17 protein-coding genes are annotated in these 14,888 nt (G+C 42.9%); all 17 read right to left on the bottom strand.

Going from position 1 to position 14,888, the window contains the following annotated elements; all coding sequences use genetic code 11:
- Positions 1 to 6: 6 nt before the first annotated feature.
- The 17 genes from nifH to rpsP all read right to left on the bottom strand — a co-directional run bounded on the left by nifH (position 7) and on the right by rpsP (position 14,837).
- Complete coding sequence (gene nifH / locus T344_RS0106000; RefSeq protein WP_004627179.1) at positions 7 to 885, bottom strand: nitrogenase iron protein; 879 nt, start codon at positions 883 to 885, stop codon at positions 7 to 9.
- 122 nt (positions 886 to 1,007) lie between these two features.
- A complete protein-coding gene (locus T344_RS0106005; RefSeq protein ID WP_027627948.1) occupies positions 1,008 to 1,364 on the bottom strand; it encodes a NifB/NifX family molybdenum-iron cluster-binding protein in 357 nt (118 codons plus the stop codon).
- Positions 1,365 to 1,447: 83 nt separating this feature from the next.
- Positions 1,448 to 2,353: a radical SAM protein gene (locus T344_RS0106010; protein ID WP_084331133.1), complete on the bottom strand. Its 906-nt coding sequence runs from the start codon at positions 2,351 to 2,353 to the stop codon at positions 1,448 to 1,450.
- A gap of 194 nt (positions 2,354 to 2,547) precedes the next feature.
- The gene (locus T344_RS27695; RefSeq protein WP_004627154.1) at positions 2,548 to 2,712 is read right to left on the bottom strand and encodes a YezD family protein; all 165 of its coding nucleotides are present in this window, start codon (positions 2,710 to 2,712) and stop codon (positions 2,548 to 2,550) included.
- 207 nt (positions 2,713 to 2,919) lie between these two features.
- Positions 2,920 to 4,440, bottom strand: coding sequence for a nitrogenase component 1 (locus T344_RS0106020; protein ID WP_027627950.1), 1,521 nt, complete (start codon positions 4,438 to 4,440; stop codon positions 2,920 to 2,922).
- 72 nt (positions 4,441 to 4,512) lie between these two features.
- Positions 4,513 to 5,856, bottom strand: coding sequence for a nitrogenase component 1 (locus T344_RS0106025; RefSeq protein ID WP_027627951.1), 1,344 nt, complete (start codon positions 5,854 to 5,856; stop codon positions 4,513 to 4,515).
- A 145-nt stretch (positions 5,857 to 6,001) separates the two neighbouring features.
- The gene (gene cysK, locus T344_RS0106030; protein WP_027627952.1) at positions 6,002 to 6,937 is read right to left on the bottom strand and encodes a cysteine synthase A; all 936 of its coding nucleotides are present in this window, start codon (positions 6,935 to 6,937) and stop codon (positions 6,002 to 6,004) included.
- Positions 6,938 to 7,186: 249 nt separating this feature from the next.
- Positions 7,187 to 7,828, bottom strand: coding sequence for a CBS and ACT domain-containing protein (locus T344_RS0106035; RefSeq protein ID WP_027627953.1), 642 nt, complete (start codon positions 7,826 to 7,828; stop codon positions 7,187 to 7,189).
- A gap of 209 nt (positions 7,829 to 8,037) precedes the next feature.
- A complete protein-coding gene (locus T344_RS0106040; RefSeq protein WP_027627954.1) occupies positions 8,038 to 8,742 on the bottom strand; it encodes an ABC transporter ATP-binding protein in 705 nt (234 codons plus the stop codon).
- Positions 8,735 to 9,520: an ABC transporter ATP-binding protein gene (locus tag T344_RS0106045; RefSeq protein WP_027627955.1), complete on the bottom strand. Its 786-nt coding sequence runs from the start codon at positions 9,518 to 9,520 to the stop codon at positions 8,735 to 8,737. Before T344_RS0106045 ends, T344_RS0106040 begins: the two co-directional genes overlap by 8 nt.
- The gene (locus T344_RS0106050; RefSeq protein WP_084331134.1) at positions 9,521 to 10,489 is read right to left on the bottom strand and encodes a branched-chain amino acid ABC transporter permease; all 969 of its coding nucleotides are present in this window, start codon (positions 10,487 to 10,489) and stop codon (positions 9,521 to 9,523) included.
- 4 nt (positions 10,490 to 10,493) lie between these two features.
- Entirely contained in the window at positions 10,494 to 11,378 is an 885-nt protein-coding gene (locus T344_RS0106055; protein WP_004627157.1) for a branched-chain amino acid ABC transporter permease, read from the bottom strand.
- A 160-nt stretch (positions 11,379 to 11,538) separates the two neighbouring features.
- Positions 11,539 to 12,708 (bottom strand): ABC transporter substrate-binding protein, encoded by a 1,170-nt coding sequence (locus tag T344_RS0106060; protein WP_004627048.1) that lies wholly within the window; start codon positions 12,706 to 12,708, stop codon positions 11,539 to 11,541.
- A 124-nt stretch (positions 12,709 to 12,832) separates the two neighbouring features.
- Entirely contained in the window at positions 12,833 to 13,528 is a 696-nt protein-coding gene (trmD, locus tag T344_RS0106065; RefSeq protein WP_027627957.1) for a tRNA (guanosine(37)-N1)-methyltransferase TrmD, read from the bottom strand.
- Complete coding sequence (gene rimM, locus T344_RS0106070) at positions 13,528 to 14,037, bottom strand: ribosome maturation factor RimM (RefSeq protein WP_027627958.1); 510 nt, start codon at positions 14,035 to 14,037, stop codon at positions 13,528 to 13,530. Before rimM ends, trmD begins: the two co-directional genes overlap by 1 nt.
- 249 nt (positions 14,038 to 14,286) lie before the next feature.
- The gene (locus tag T344_RS0106075; protein ID WP_004627144.1) at positions 14,287 to 14,517 is read right to left on the bottom strand and encodes a KH domain-containing protein; all 231 of its coding nucleotides are present in this window, start codon (positions 14,515 to 14,517) and stop codon (positions 14,287 to 14,289) included.
- A gap of 74 nt (positions 14,518 to 14,591) precedes the next feature.
- Positions 14,592 to 14,837, bottom strand: coding sequence for a 30S ribosomal protein S16 (gene rpsP / locus T344_RS0106080; protein WP_004627175.1), 246 nt, complete (start codon positions 14,835 to 14,837; stop codon positions 14,592 to 14,594).
- Positions 14,838 to 14,888: the final 51 nt, after the last annotated feature.

The raw sequence follows: 14,888 nt of genomic DNA on the forward strand, positions 1-14,888 counted from the left end.
AATATATTACAGATTACCTGCCGCTTCTGTCCTCACTTCACCGGTTTCCAGGGCCAGCAGATAATCTCCCCATTTTGCGGCCCAGGCCCTGAGGTCGGAAACCTCCAGAGGTGCCGGAACCTTTGACTGCTCATGTACGGCAATCTTAGCCGCAAGTGATTTATATACCTGCGCCTGCTTTGAGTCAGGAGCTGCTTCAATTGTTGTTTTTCCCTGAAGCTCACTTTGTGTGACGGTAACCGACCGGGGCACATATTCAACCACCTGGGTATTTGTCTGCTTTACAAAATCATCTATAATATCTTTGGCATAGGGAGCGTTTATTGAATTTGCAATAACCCCCCCAAGCAGTGCCCCGCCTGAATTTGAATATTTGTGTATCCCTTTGAAAAGGTTATTTGCGGCATATACTGCCATGAAATCGGCTGAGGAAACCGTAAATACATGTTCGGCAATACCTTCCCTGATAGGGACTGCAAAACCTCCACAGACAACATCACCGAGAACATCATATATTACGTAATCCAGGTCCAGCTCCTCAAATATATTCTGCTGTTTGAACAGCTGCACCGCCGTAATTATTCCTCTTCCCGCGCAGCCCACACCAGGTGCGGGCCCCCCGGCCTCTACACAGTAGATTCCGTTGAAGCCTTCAAAAATAACCTCATGTGCCTTAACTGAATTTTTCTCACGCAAGGTATCCAATACGGTAGGTATGTAATTTCCCCCTCTCAGGGTATTGGTAGAATCACTTTTAGGATCGCAGCCGAACTGCATTACCTTGTAGCCTGCCACAGAAAGCGCCGCGCTGATATTTGAAGTTGTAGTTGACTTTCCTATACCTCCTTTACCGTAAATCGCTATCTGCTTGATCTTTTTAGCCATTTAAATCCTCCGTTCCGCTGCTGTGCAGCGACATAAATAGTAGTCCCCAATACACCTGTAAAAATTAATGTGTGTGTCAATTATTAAAATTCATTGGGGTTATAATTTTTTTAAAATATGATTTATTTACTAACTGTATCCTTTGAGTGGATCAGTGAAGCAATAACTTTATTCAATGCCGTATAAATCAGATCGGGAATGACATATGCCCTTATTCCGGCATTGCCCAGTGCCTGTTCGGCACCGTACCCTATCTGGGAAACCACCACTACACTGCAGTCCGACAAATCTCTTATTACCTGCTCCAGGGCCGATTCACTGTGCTGGCCGGAGCTGCACGGCGGTACGGTATTTCTGATTTCCTTGAAATCCCACTCTCCGTCATCGGAAATTTCAAAAATAATAAATTGTCTGCTGTGGCCGAAATGCTGATTTACAACTTTGCCATCACTGCTGGCGACTGCTATTCTGTAAGACATAATGACCTCCTATCTGTAACTCGGACACATTTGCTTTAAATGTCAAAATCTATAAATATTTATGAAAAATAAAATTTTTACCTTTATCCGTGTGAAAAGGTCTGCAAGGGCTGATCATAAAGCAGCTCGGCCAGATCCTTTCCTTTTCCGGGAATCCCGCAGGCATCGGCCCGGCACTGCTGGCAATGTCTGAAAACCTGAAGATATTTTTCGGCAGTTACCCTGGCACCGTTCAATTCACTGCAATCGGGAGCTCTGTAGCTGATCAGCTCATTCTGGGGGATCAAAGGTATGATGTTCATAACCGAAGCCCCTGCCGCCGAAGTTACTTTAGCTATCTCTTCAATATGCTGCAAATTGATTCCCGGGATCAGAACGGTATTGACCTTCACAGTAACTCCTGCACGGCTTATTTTCCTGATACCCTCCAGCTGTTTATTTATCAGGACTTGAGCCCCTTCCCGTCCCCGGAGGTATTCACCCTTGTAAAATATTCCGGAACATATATCCTTTAATATTTCAGCATCAACGGCATTTACAGTAACGGAAATTGTCTTTACGCCTGCCTCGGTGATTCTTTCGGCGTATTCGTACAGCATCAGTCCATTTGTGCTGAGACATTTTATTAATTGGGGATATTTTTTATCAATCAGTTCAAAGGTCTCGAGTGCACCGGCGGTTGCAAGAGTATCACCCGGTCCGGCTATTCCTACAACTGTTATATCGGGGCACAGCCAGAGTGCCTTTTCAAGCGTATCCAAAGCTTCCCTGGGATTCAGAACCTTACTTGCAACCCCCGGTCTGTTCTCGGTTTTATTTATGCTTCTTTTACAGAATTTGCACTGAATATTACATGTAGGACTTACGGGCAAGTGTATGCGTCCGTACTTGAAGTGAGCTTCACCGCTGAAACAGGGGTGCCTCTTAACCAAATGATCAAATTTTTCTTCTGTTGTTGCAACAGAAACATTTAAAGAATTAATTCCCACAAAATACCACCTCTTTAAAAACTGAATTATTTTCTTAAAAGACATAGATATACATATACATATGGCTGTTCCGGTTAAATTCCACTTTTGTTTGCCAGTCAACAAAAAAGACCAAGCAAAGCCTTTCTCGGCTTAACTTAGTCTCTAATATCTTTAGTCAACTAACCTATTGAATAATTTTCAAAAATATGTAGCTATTTAACTCTTACCTTCTCATTCTTTTCAATCTGAATGAGTCTGCCGTCTTGAAACACAAGTGTTATGGAGCCATATTTCAGAGTCTTTGCCATTTCGTATAATTTCTCTAAATCATCTTTTGAGATTGGTACTTTTAACTGATTATCCTGAGCTATACCCACTTCAGCACCACCTTTACGAAATTGTTGGAACTTATATTTCATGCTCCTTAAAAATCATATTATTCCGTATAAATACAAATTCCTATTAAAACAATTAATCATATATGTTTTATATGTTATTAAGAGTATAGTATGAGACTGCCCAAATGTCAATAGGTTTTCGTTAAAAAAATTACATATTTTGAAAATATGTAATTTTAAATTTGTTTATAATGCCAGGCTGCTGTCGATATAAGAAAATGGATTTTTGCCGTACCATTCTGCTTTATATGGCAGTTTTATATTATTCTTCAAATTTTTACTGAATTGGGTGTTCTTCAGGACTTTTGTGACCCTTTTCGTCAATTCATACATACCTGAATAGCCCATATAGTTTAGTGATTGCACAAAAATCGGAAACACCGGAATGCCCTGCTTTGCTGCCCAGCCGTTAATACCTGCGTGACCTACATAAAGATCCGGTTTTAATTCCTCAAGGAGGTTGGCCTGTTCAAAAGGCTGACCTGTTGCCACATTAAACAGAATATTTTCCTTCCCGGGCAAACCGTCAATCAGAGGATCTGCAAATTCATCATAATGGTAGCCTCTTACACCAAGTACTTCAAAACCTATATCCTGGAACAATTCCGCAGTTGTTAAAATTCTGATTTCCCCGCCTGACAGCAAAACCCGTTTGCCCTTCAACTGATTTCTGAAAGGCTCCAAGGCCTTGTTCAATGCCTTTGTCTCAGCCTCGATCAAACCTTTTGCTCTGTCTGTCTCACCAAAAAATTCAGCTATATCCAGCAGCCATTTACCGGTATTGCGGATGCCTATGGGTATGGTGTGAAGTATATATGGAATATTATATTTTTCCTTCAGATGCTTGACGAAATAATCGTCATGAGTAGCACAAATACTGATATTCAGGGCTGCTTCGGTTGCCGGTTCAAAATCATCGGGATGTGCAAAACATGGAAGAAATCTCACATTCAGCTCCAAAGCCTTCAATAATCTCTCAAGTTCCAGCTCATCAGCCCTGCTCATGGAGGAAACATTAAGAACATTCACATTGCGGCTTCTCCTGTACTTTTCCTTCAGCACTTCGAGTTCATCTTCAATCAGATACCCGTTCAGATAACCGTTTTCCTCCGGTTTATCCAACAGGTTTCTAAGAATCCCATGGTAGGCTGAATCGTATGCACTGGCCATAATCTTTGTCTTGAAGCCCTCACAATGCACAGGTACCAGTTTTGCAGCGGTCTGCTGCTGCAGCCCGGCTACCACACCGTCGATATCGTCACCGATCAACGCCGGAACACAGCTGTTTACAATGATAATGGAACTGGGCCTGAACTCATTATCAGCAAATATAATTGCTTCCTTGAGCTTTTGCTCGCCTCCGTTGATAACATCCCCCTCATCAAGGTTTGTATTGATCCATATGTAACCCTTTGCATTACTGTCTCTGAGTTTATGATACTGGGTGGTCAGAGCTCCGAAAGAAAGTCCTGCACCCCCGCAGCCTATGGGTCCGTGAATTATTACAACAGAATCCCTTATTGTATTCAATATTGACATACTCAGATTCAGCTGACAGCCCTGGGTCTGGGCAAAAGTTCTTTTGGTTTTATTCAGACAGCCTTTCTTTCCCGTCCTCGATAATTCACAGCAGGAACCTCCAAAAGCATTACAGGCCTTTAATCTGTCCTCCCTGACAGGTGGTGTTTTTTCTTTAATATAATTCATCCCAAACTCCATTCCGCTGCCGAGCAGCCCACAAATACTAATAAAAAGACGCTTTTTTCAAGTCAGCCTCCACTATCTACTTGCCACAAGAACACCGAAAATATCTTCCGTCAGCCTTAAAGCGCCGTCATAGCCCGCATAAGCCCTGTCAAGCACAACTCTGTTGCATACCGGGTATGTCACACTTAAATGCCCTGCGCTTATCCTGTCAGCTGCATCTCTTTCAAAGGAACTGCCAAGGATGAAGGCGGGACTGAAGCTGTTGTAATACCTTTCACCGTTACCCGGAGTACAGTGATAATTAACCTCTTTAAGCACACCTGATGTATGTGTGTTAAAAATAACTTTTGGTTTAATACCTGATGCATAGTTTTCAAATCTTGTTAAAATCAAAGTTCTGTCAGCAGCACTCAGATTGTCGTCAGTGATTATTACCAGCTCGGGCAGCCAGCCTATATCATCGGAAAGATACCTGGAAAGTGCCTGGGCATAATTTGAATCACCCACCACAACTGCATATCTTTGAAGATCGATATCGCTGTAAATATCCGCAAGTCTTTCAATATAACCGTAATACCGCTTTTTTTCAGCCTTTATGACAATGTCTGTAAAGGCCTCATCAATACCCAGTGCCCTGCCGACTTCATTCATAAAAAATCCGGTGCCATAGTCCCCAATCGGAAATGGGACATTGATATACGGTACGTTGTGCACCTCTTCAAAAACTTTTGCCGCCTCTATTCCGAAGGTATCCGATACAACAATATTCAATACCGCTCTGGAAGAGTCTTTCAGGTCGGAGAGTGTCTCACCCTCTCCGAAAAAGGTATTAACGCGGTAACCCAGTTTCGAAACAAGACCTTTCAGTACCTTTAGATTACCCTTCCAGAATACATCCTGTACCGGAACCACTCCCCACAGGTTTACAAGCTTTTCATCCTTTTCCCCGTGCTTTTCAACATAATCCCTGAACAAGGCTTGAAGTACCAGATCATAGCCTCTGAAGGAATTCCCCTTGAAACCCCCGGTATTTATTGCATAAACCGGATCACCCCTGGTCTTGAAATGACTTGCGACACTCCGGACATCATCACCAATCATCTCAACCATGCACCCTGTCAGCACAAAATAAAGCTCACCCTCCACAACCTCAAGAGTTTTTTCTATCTGCTCCTTAAGCCTCTCCTCTCCTCCAAAAATGATTTCATTTTCATATACATTAGTGCTTGGCAGCGCCAAACCACTGCAGTAACCGCTCCCGGCGTATCCTGCGGCACCGTTGTGGGCATTGGCAAGATTGCTGCCGCAGCCCGCCGCGGCATGAATGATAGATATTACTCCCGGCAGCGCACTTAAGGTTGATATTGCCCCGCCCAGCGAACATAAATACCTTGGACGATCAATAATTGTGCTCATTAAACTACCTCCTGAAACACAGATCAATATTATAGTATTCTTATATTAATACTATGTTTTACGATTTAATTAAAAGGGCTTAACCCCCTTTAATTTTAAAAATATATTTTGATTTTTTGGTTATTGCTGTAAAACTGTTCCAGTTTTAAACATCCTGGAACAGAACAGTAGACAGATATCTTTCCCCTGTATCCGGAAGTAGAGCAACTATGGTTTTCCCCTTGTTTTCAGGTCTCCTTGCCAGCTGTGCGGCGGCAAAAGCGGCGGCACCTGACGAGATACCTACCAGCAAACCCTCTCTTTTTGCCAATTCCCTGGCAGTATCTACGGCCTCTTCATTTTTTACCTTGTATATTTCGTCGATTATACTTCTGTTGAGAACATCCGGGATGAAACCCGCGCCGATACCTTGAATTTTGTGTGAACCTTTTACTCCTCCCGACAATACCGGAGAATCAAAGGGCTCAACAGCAACAATCCGAACTTCCGGTTTTCTTTCCTTCAACACTTCTCCCACACCGGTAATAGTCCCGCCTGTTCCCACTCCTCCTACAAATATATCAACCTTACCGTCGGTATCCTTCCATATTTCCTCTGCAGTGGTTCTTCTATGTATTTCCGGGTTGGCAGGATTCTTGAACTGCTGCGGTATAAATGAGTTTGGAGTCTGTGCGGCAATTTCTTCAGCTTTCCTTATTGCTCCGGGCATACCGTCAGTACCTGGTGTTAAAACAAGTTCCGCACCTAAAGCCTTTAAGAGACTTCTTCTTTCAACGCTAAAGGTTTCAGGAAGAGTTATCACCAGTTTATAACCCTTGGCTGCCGCCACAAATGCAAGAGCTATACCCGTATTTCCGCTGGTAGGCTCGATTATGACCGTATCCTTGTTAACAAGTCCTCTTTCCTCGGCATCCTTTATCATTGCATATCCTATTCTGTCCTTGACACTGCCGGCCGGATTGAAATATTCAAGCTTTACAAGCAATCTGGCCTGGAGGCCGTTGGCCTGACTGTAATTGGACAGCTCTAAAAGCGGAGTATTTCCAATCAGATCTGTAAGGTTATTTGCTATTTTTGACATATAATCTCCCTTCTGCATGTATGCATTTACTTCATTAGTACATGCAAAAAATAGTATCAGGTTTTATCTTCTCTCTCAATACGCCGCTAATATCGGCAAACCCACTTCTACAGGGTATAAAAAAAGAGACAATGCCTTAATACCATTACGGTATATCTCATTGCCTCCGGTTTTTCCAGTCAGTAATAGTATTCCTATTTGTTTACTAGTATTTTATACTACACCAATCGGTCTGTCAATATATAAATTTTATTTGTTCTGAATTCTATAAATTATCCTGGCGCCCTGTTCCGCGATATATTTCTCAATCTCGGTGGTGTTGAGCGAATTGGTTCCTATGACAACATTGCTCTTTCCGAAAGCACTGCTGTATACCGCTACATGAGTTATATTGGCATTGAATTTTGCAAAGGTACTTGTGATCATGGACAGCATTCCCGGGGCGTCATCCACCTCGATGGTCATTCTGGTACCGGGCTCTCTGAAGCCGAGAAGTTCTATAAAGGAATCAAATATATCACTTTCTGTAATAATACCTACCAGCTTTTCGTTATCGACTACAGGAAGAAATCCTATGTCATTATCCCTCATCAGAAGTGCTGCTTCTTCCAGAAGAGCATTGGAAGATACGGTTACAGGATTCTTTGACATTATGCTGCTGATTTTTGTCTTTGCAAGCAGGTAGGTTATTTCACCCATGCTTAATGCCGTTGCTTTGGAGGGGGAAACCTTGACAATATCCCCTCTTGATACGACACCCACCAGCTTTCCGTTGTCAACAACCGGCAGACGCTTTATGCCGTTATTTTTGATTATTTCCTGGGCATCCGGAATTGTCTGTGCCGGTGAAATTGTAAAAGGATTTGAAGTCATTTTGTTTTTAACAAACATATTAGCCTCCCAAGCCATTTTATGGCTTTGAGCCGCATAGCGGCCACAAAATAAAATTTTGGTTCACTCCTCTTTCGGCTATAAGGCGAATAAAGGAGGTTAATTGGCCATGTGCGTTTTGCGCACATCAAATATTATGGTGCAGATATTCCGGCTTAAAGCCGGTTAAAATTGCAGTGCAAACCGCTTTAAAGTCAAGCTCCCCGCTGCTAGCCGCCCAGATACGCTTTTCTTATTTCATCACTCTGCATCAGTTGGGTTCCGGTGCCCGACAGTACTATGGAACCGGTTTCCATTACATATGCCCTGTGCGCTATCTGGAGTGCCATACTTGCGTTCTGCTCAACTAATAATATGGTAGTACCGGCCTGATTTATGCTTTTTATTATGTCAAAGATTTCTTTGACAAACAGGGGTGCCAGACCCATTGAGGGTTCGTCCAGAAACAGCATTCTCGGACTGCTCATCAGTGCACGTCCCATTGCAAGCATCTGCTGCTCCCCGCCTGAAAGTGTTCCTGCCGCCTGTTTCTTTCTTTTTTCAAGAATGGGAAAACGCTGGTACACCATTTTCAGATCCTTGCTTATTTGCGCCTTATCCTTTCTGAGGTATGCGCCCAGCTCAAGATTTTCCAGAACAGTCATGGTTGAAAAAACCCTTCTGCCCTCCGGAACCTGACATATTCCCATTTTAACCCTGTCCTGAGGGGATATTGACGTAATATCCCTGCCTTCAAAAATAATTGAACCCCTGGTAGGTTTCTTCAGACCTGAAATGGTACGCAGAGTTGTTGTCTTGCCGGCACCGTTGGCGCCTATTAAAGTTACTATTTCCCCCTGGTTAACGGTCAGTGATATGTCTTTCAATGCATGAATCACGCCAAAATGCACATCTAAATTCTTAATTTCAAGCATTGTCGACCTCCTCTCCCAGGTATGCTTCAATAACCCGTTTATTTGTTTTTATTTCCTCAGGTGTGCCATTGGCAATTATCTGCCCGTAGTCAAGCACGTAAATCCTCTCGCAGATTTTCATGACCAGTGACATATCATGCTCTATAAGCAAGATTGTCAGATTGAACTGCTCCCTGATAGACTGTATCAGTTCTGTCAACTGCGCGGTTTCAGCAGGATTCATACCTGCGGCGGGTTCGTCCAGCAGGAGTACCGACGGTTCGGTGGCAAGGGCCCTGACGATTTCAAGATGTCTTTGTTCACCGTAGGGCAGATTCTTCGCCATTTCATCCTTCTTGCCCTCAAGATGGAATATCTTCAAAAGCTCAATGCTTTTTTTCTCCAGTTCCTTCTCAGCCTTGGCATATGAGGGAAGATGGAGGAAAGAAGACATCAAGCCGTATTTTACGTTTTGGTTCATAGCTATGCGGACATTGTCCAGAACCGTCAAATCCTTGAAAAGACGGATATTCTGAAAGGTTCTTGCCAGCCCGTCCTTACATACGGTATAAGGCTTTAACCCCTGTATTTCTTTCGGCACACCGTTTTTAGTCAATGTAATCTTACCGGCCGTGGGTTCATAAACACCCGTAAGGAGGTTGAAGGCAGTGGTCTTTCCTGCTCCGTTGGGGCCGATAAGTCCTACCAGCTCTCCCTGCTGCAATTCAAGATTTACCTTTGAAACGGCAGTCAGACCGCCGAAGGATTTGGTCAAATCCTTAACTGTAAGAATTGCCATTTATACCTCCTCCTTTCCGCGTTTTGATTTGAGACCAATCTTTTTGAAAACGGATAATGATATTTCCTTTGAACCCATTAACCCCTGTGGTCTGAACAGCATTAATACTATCAACAGCAGCGCATATATTATCATGCGCACTTCCGAAAAGGACTGTAAAAATGTAGATATGATTGCAAGCAATACGGCAGCTATTATTGAACCCGAAATGCTTCCCAGTCCTCCGAGAACTACGATAACCAATACATCAACAGATTTGAGGAACCCAAACAAGTCGGGCTTGAGGAAATAGAAATAGGATGCGTAAATCCCGCCTGCTATTCCTGCAAAAAACGCACCCATGGTAAATGAAATTACTTTATATTTTGTGGTATTTACACCCATGGATTCGGCAGCAATTTCATCCTCACGGATTGAGATACAGGCACGTCCGTGGGAGGATTTCAGGAAATTTGCAATTATTACCACAGTGCCTACAGTGAATACAAACATCCAGGTCCAGTTCACAAACTGCGGAATACCCTGAAGTCCGGCTGCACCGTTAGTAATTTCCAGGTTAAGGAAAATGATTTTTATGATTTCAGCCATACCCAGGGTTGCAATGGCAAGGTAATCACCGCGCAATCTCAGGGTAGGAAGCCCGACAAGTGCGCCTATTAAAGCAGCGGCAATGGCTCCGGCAATTATTCCTCCAATAAATCCCACGGTGGTAGGATTACTGATTGTAATTATTGCGCACACATAGGCGCCGATGGACATAAATCCGGCATGTCCCAGTGAAAACTGTCCCGTAAAGCCCGTAATCAGGTTCAGACTGACTGCAAGGATTATATTTATACAAATTGTAGCAAGAGTGGCCTGCCAATAGTCATCAATTATACCCACCGTTATCAGGCCTTGAATTGCTGCATAGGTAATCAATATGGAAATAAATTTTTGAAGGGTTTTATGTTTAAATATATTTTTCATATGGTCACACCTTCTCCTTGGTATTCTTGCCAAGCAGTCCGGCCGGCTTAACAATAAGAATAATTATAAGAATTGCAAAAACAACCGCATCTTTATACAGCGAGTTCCCATATCCAGATACAAAAACTTCCACTGTTCCGATAAAGTACCCTCCAATCATAGCCCCCGGAATTATTCCGATACCCCCGAACACGGCGGCGACAAAAGCCTTGAGTCCCGGAATCACACCCATTAACGGATCTATGGAATTATAATAGATACCCACCAGTACACCTGCCGCTCCGGCCAATGCCGAACCCAGGGCAAACGTAAAGGATATGGTTGAATTAACGTTTATCCCCATCAATTCCGCAGCATCCTTATCCAATGAAACAGCTCTCATAGCCTTTCCCATTTTTGTCTTTTTTACTATGAACTGCAGTAAAGCCACAAGCACAATTGTGCTTGCCACTATTAATATCTGCTGTGCTGTAATTGTCATATTCCCAATCTTGAATCTTTCAGCCAGCCAGCCTGTCATTGGAGGATATGCACGGACATTTGCCGTTACGAATCTCATTGTTCCGTATTCAATGAACAGGGAAACACCTATTGCAGTGATCAGAACTGCAATTCTGGTCGCATTTCTCAATGGCTTGTACGCAATTTTTTCAATCAACACTCCAATGATTGTACACGCCAGCATTGCTATAACCAGGGACGGAAACACACCTAACTTTAATGAGGTCATACAGAAGTAGCCGATGTATGCACCAAGCATGTATACATCACAGTGTGCAAAGTTTATTAGTTTTATTATTCCGTAAACCATGGTGTAACCCAATGCTATCAAGGCATATATACTGCCAAGGGATATTCCGTTAATCACCTGCTGTAAAAAATTATCCAATTCATTTCCCCCTTATTTAATACAGGTTTAATGGTGTATAACATAGAAGTAAGGGCGATATGAATATTATATCCCCCCTACAACAATGTAATCTCAATCAAATATTTCGAATATTACTATATGGTATTGATATTTATTCAGTTTTATAAATCATACCTTTTTATTTGTTTCCGCTCTTTTCAGCAGTTGCCTGAACACCATTTTCCAGTCCCACAACAACTATGGCCTTAACCGGATTGTGGTTTTCATCAATACTGAAGGAACCTGTAACACCTGTAAAATCCTTGGTTTCAGCCAATGCGTCCTTCAAGGCTCCGGAGTCGAGGCTCTTGCTTCTCTTTAAACCGTCGGCAACAAATTTTGCCAGATCGTATCCCAGCGCATGGAAAGCATTCGGTTCCTTATTGTATTTCTTTTTGAAATCATCGATAAACTTGACAACGGCCGGGTCTTTATCCAGCGAAGAATAGTGGTTGGTAAAGTATACCTTTGTAAGAGCTGACGCTCCTGCCAGGTTTGTCAGGTCAGGTGAATCAAAACCGTCGGCACCAAGGATGGGTTTGTCTATCCCAAGTGCTCGGGCCTGCTTTATGATCAGGCCTGCTTCTTCGTAATAACCGGGAAGATAAATCACATCGAAATCAAGGCCTTTGATCTTGGTTAAAATGGCGTTGAAGTCCTTGTCCTTTGCAACATAGGCCTCTTCACCCACAATTGTACCGCCTGCGGCTGTGAAGGTCTTTGTAAAATTGTCGGCCAGGCCCTTGGCATAATCGCTGGAGCTGTCCTTAACAATAACCGCTTTCTTTGCACTCAGGTTCTGTGCAGCAAAGTTAGCCATGGCAGTTCCCTGGAAGGAGTCTGTATAGCATATGCGGAAGGCATATTCCTTCTTTCCCGCCTTGTCGACAGTGACATCGTCTGCCGTAGCCGAACCGCTTATTACAGGAACCTTTTTCTTCTCTGCAACAGAGATTTCCGATTTAAAGGAACCTGAGGTAGCCGGTCCAAGTATGGCAACCACACCATCCTGCGAAATAAGTTTGTTTGCAAGTGTTATGGCTTCTGCAGGTTCGGACTTGTTGTCATATTTTACAGGAACCAGTTTTTTACCGTCAATTCCGCCTGCCGCATTAATTTCATCAATTGCCATCATGATGCCGTCAACCGAACTCTGTCCGTATGATGCCACACCACCTGACAATTCATAGTTTATACCTATTTTGATTTCGTTTGAGTTCGCCGCCTGTCCCTTGGAATTCGCACCGCAAGCAGTCAGTCCCGAGATCAGGAGGCCAACAGCGAGTAATATGCTAAGCTTCTTTTTCATGATAAGTCCCCCTATGTCTTTTTCTTATATGAATATTTGTTTTTTTATTCTATTATCTTTTTATCAGCTTGTCAATGCACCGCTTTAATTTATTAAGATAATAATTTATTAAAATTTATGCCTGTTATTTGCCTTTCAGGTACTCCTCGTAAAGATCGGGCCTCTTTTTCCTGGTCCTCTCAAGGGATTGCTCCGCTCTCCACTTTTGTATGTTGGCATGATGCCCGGATAACAGTATCTCGGGAACAGGTCTGCCCTCATATTCCGCGGGCCTTGTATATTGGGGATATTCAAGCAGGCCGTTGAAATGGGACTCGTCACTGAATGAGCCTTCACTGGACAGGACGCCGGGTATAAGTCTGCTTACACAGTCTATCAGCACCATGGCCGGCAGTTCTCCTCCTGTGAGCACATAGTCACCGATGGAAATTTCTTCATCCACCAGTTCTTCGATTATTCTTTCATCTATTCCCTCATAATGTCCGCACAAGAGTATCAAATGTTCTTCCTTGGACAGTTCGACAGCCATTTTCTGCGTCAGCACACGCCCCTGGGGACTCATGAATATGACCCTGGGCTTTGCGTACAGCCCTTGTGTCACAGCCCTGAACGCATCGAACACCGGCTGGCACATCATGACCATTCCGTTGCCGCCGCCGAAAGGATAGTCATCGACCTTTCTATGCTTATCCTTTGTATAATCTCTTATATCAATGGCATTTACTTCAACCAGGCCTTTTTCCTGCGCTCTGCCTATGATGCTTTCCTTCATCACAAGTTCAAAGGTTTCTGGAAAAAGTGTAAGCACATCAAATTTCATCAATCCAACAGTCCTTTCGGCAGTATTACTGATATTTTACCTTCCTCCAGCAGCACTTCTCTTACAACGCTTTTCAGAGCCGGTATCAGTATTTCTTTTCCTTCCTCATCCCTTACAACATATACATCGTTACTTCCGGTCTGGATAACATCAGCCAGGATTCCCAGCATCACGCCATTTTCATCATATACTTTCATACCCAGTATATCTGTGATAAAGAAGGAATCTTTCGGCAGCTTGACGGCATCCGCCCTGTCAATCTTCATATACAGGCCCTTTAACTTCTCGGCTTCCTCCATGCTGTCAACCTTTTGAAACTTCAGGATCACAAACTGTTTGAAAAACTTAACCCCTGAAATATCATATTTTTCGAGACTGCCGTTTTTATCTATATAAACCCATTTCAGTTTTCTGAATCTCTGAGGGTCATCGGTTAAGGCTGTTGCCTTAAGCTCTCCTTTAACTCCATGAGTATTTATCAATTGTCCGACTATTAAATATTCAATCATAATTCCTCCAAATTCAGCACGGTAATAATGAATATTTCCCAACAAGAAAAAGGGCCTTCAGCCCCTTCTTTTTTATGTTAAGGAAATTATCCCCCTGTTCGAATAATATAAACTTGTCATGCGGTGTATTGCTAAGATAAATAAAAATATTTCCTTAACATGGGGTTTGGAAAGGATTCCCTTCCCAGTTTAAAGGGGGATTCACGGCAGTGCCACTGGCGAAGAACAAATTGCTTTGCAATTTGTTCTTCATTGTATGATATCCACAACTACTCTTCTATTGTCCTTGACCGCCGCAGCTTTAACAACTGTTCTGATAGCCTTGGCAATTCTGCCCTGTTTGCCGATCACCTTGCCCATATCATCCTTGGCAACTTTCAATTCAAGTATGATGGACTTTTCATTCTGGATTTCGTTGACGAAAACTTCGTCAGGATAATCCACAAGGGCTTTTGCAATATTCTCAAGCAATAACTTCATAATAAACCTCCGTCACTTTCAAAGGTACTATTGGAGGTTAAGCAATAACCTCCATCATCGTCCCGATAACCGGATTAACCGATTATGCCCTGCTTCTTAAGAAGTGACTTAACTGTATCAGTAGGCTGTGCGCCATTCTTTATCCATTTTTGAGCTTTTTCAGAATCAATATTAACCTGAACCGGCTCAACTACAGGATTGTAAGTACCTATTTCTTCAATGAATCTACCGTCTCTCGGGTATCTTGAATCAGCAACCACTACTCTGTAAAATGGGTTCTTCTTAGCACCTATTCTCTTTAAACGTATCTTTACTGCCATTTATTTTCACCTCCTTTAAAGGATTTAATCTCATTATTCATTTTATTCAAT

This window comes from Ruminiclostridium cellobioparum DSM 1351 = ATCC 15832 (assembly GCF_000621505.1).
Classification (GTDB): Bacteria; Bacillota; Clostridia; order Acetivibrionales; family DSM-1351; genus Ruminiclostridium; species Ruminiclostridium cellobioparum.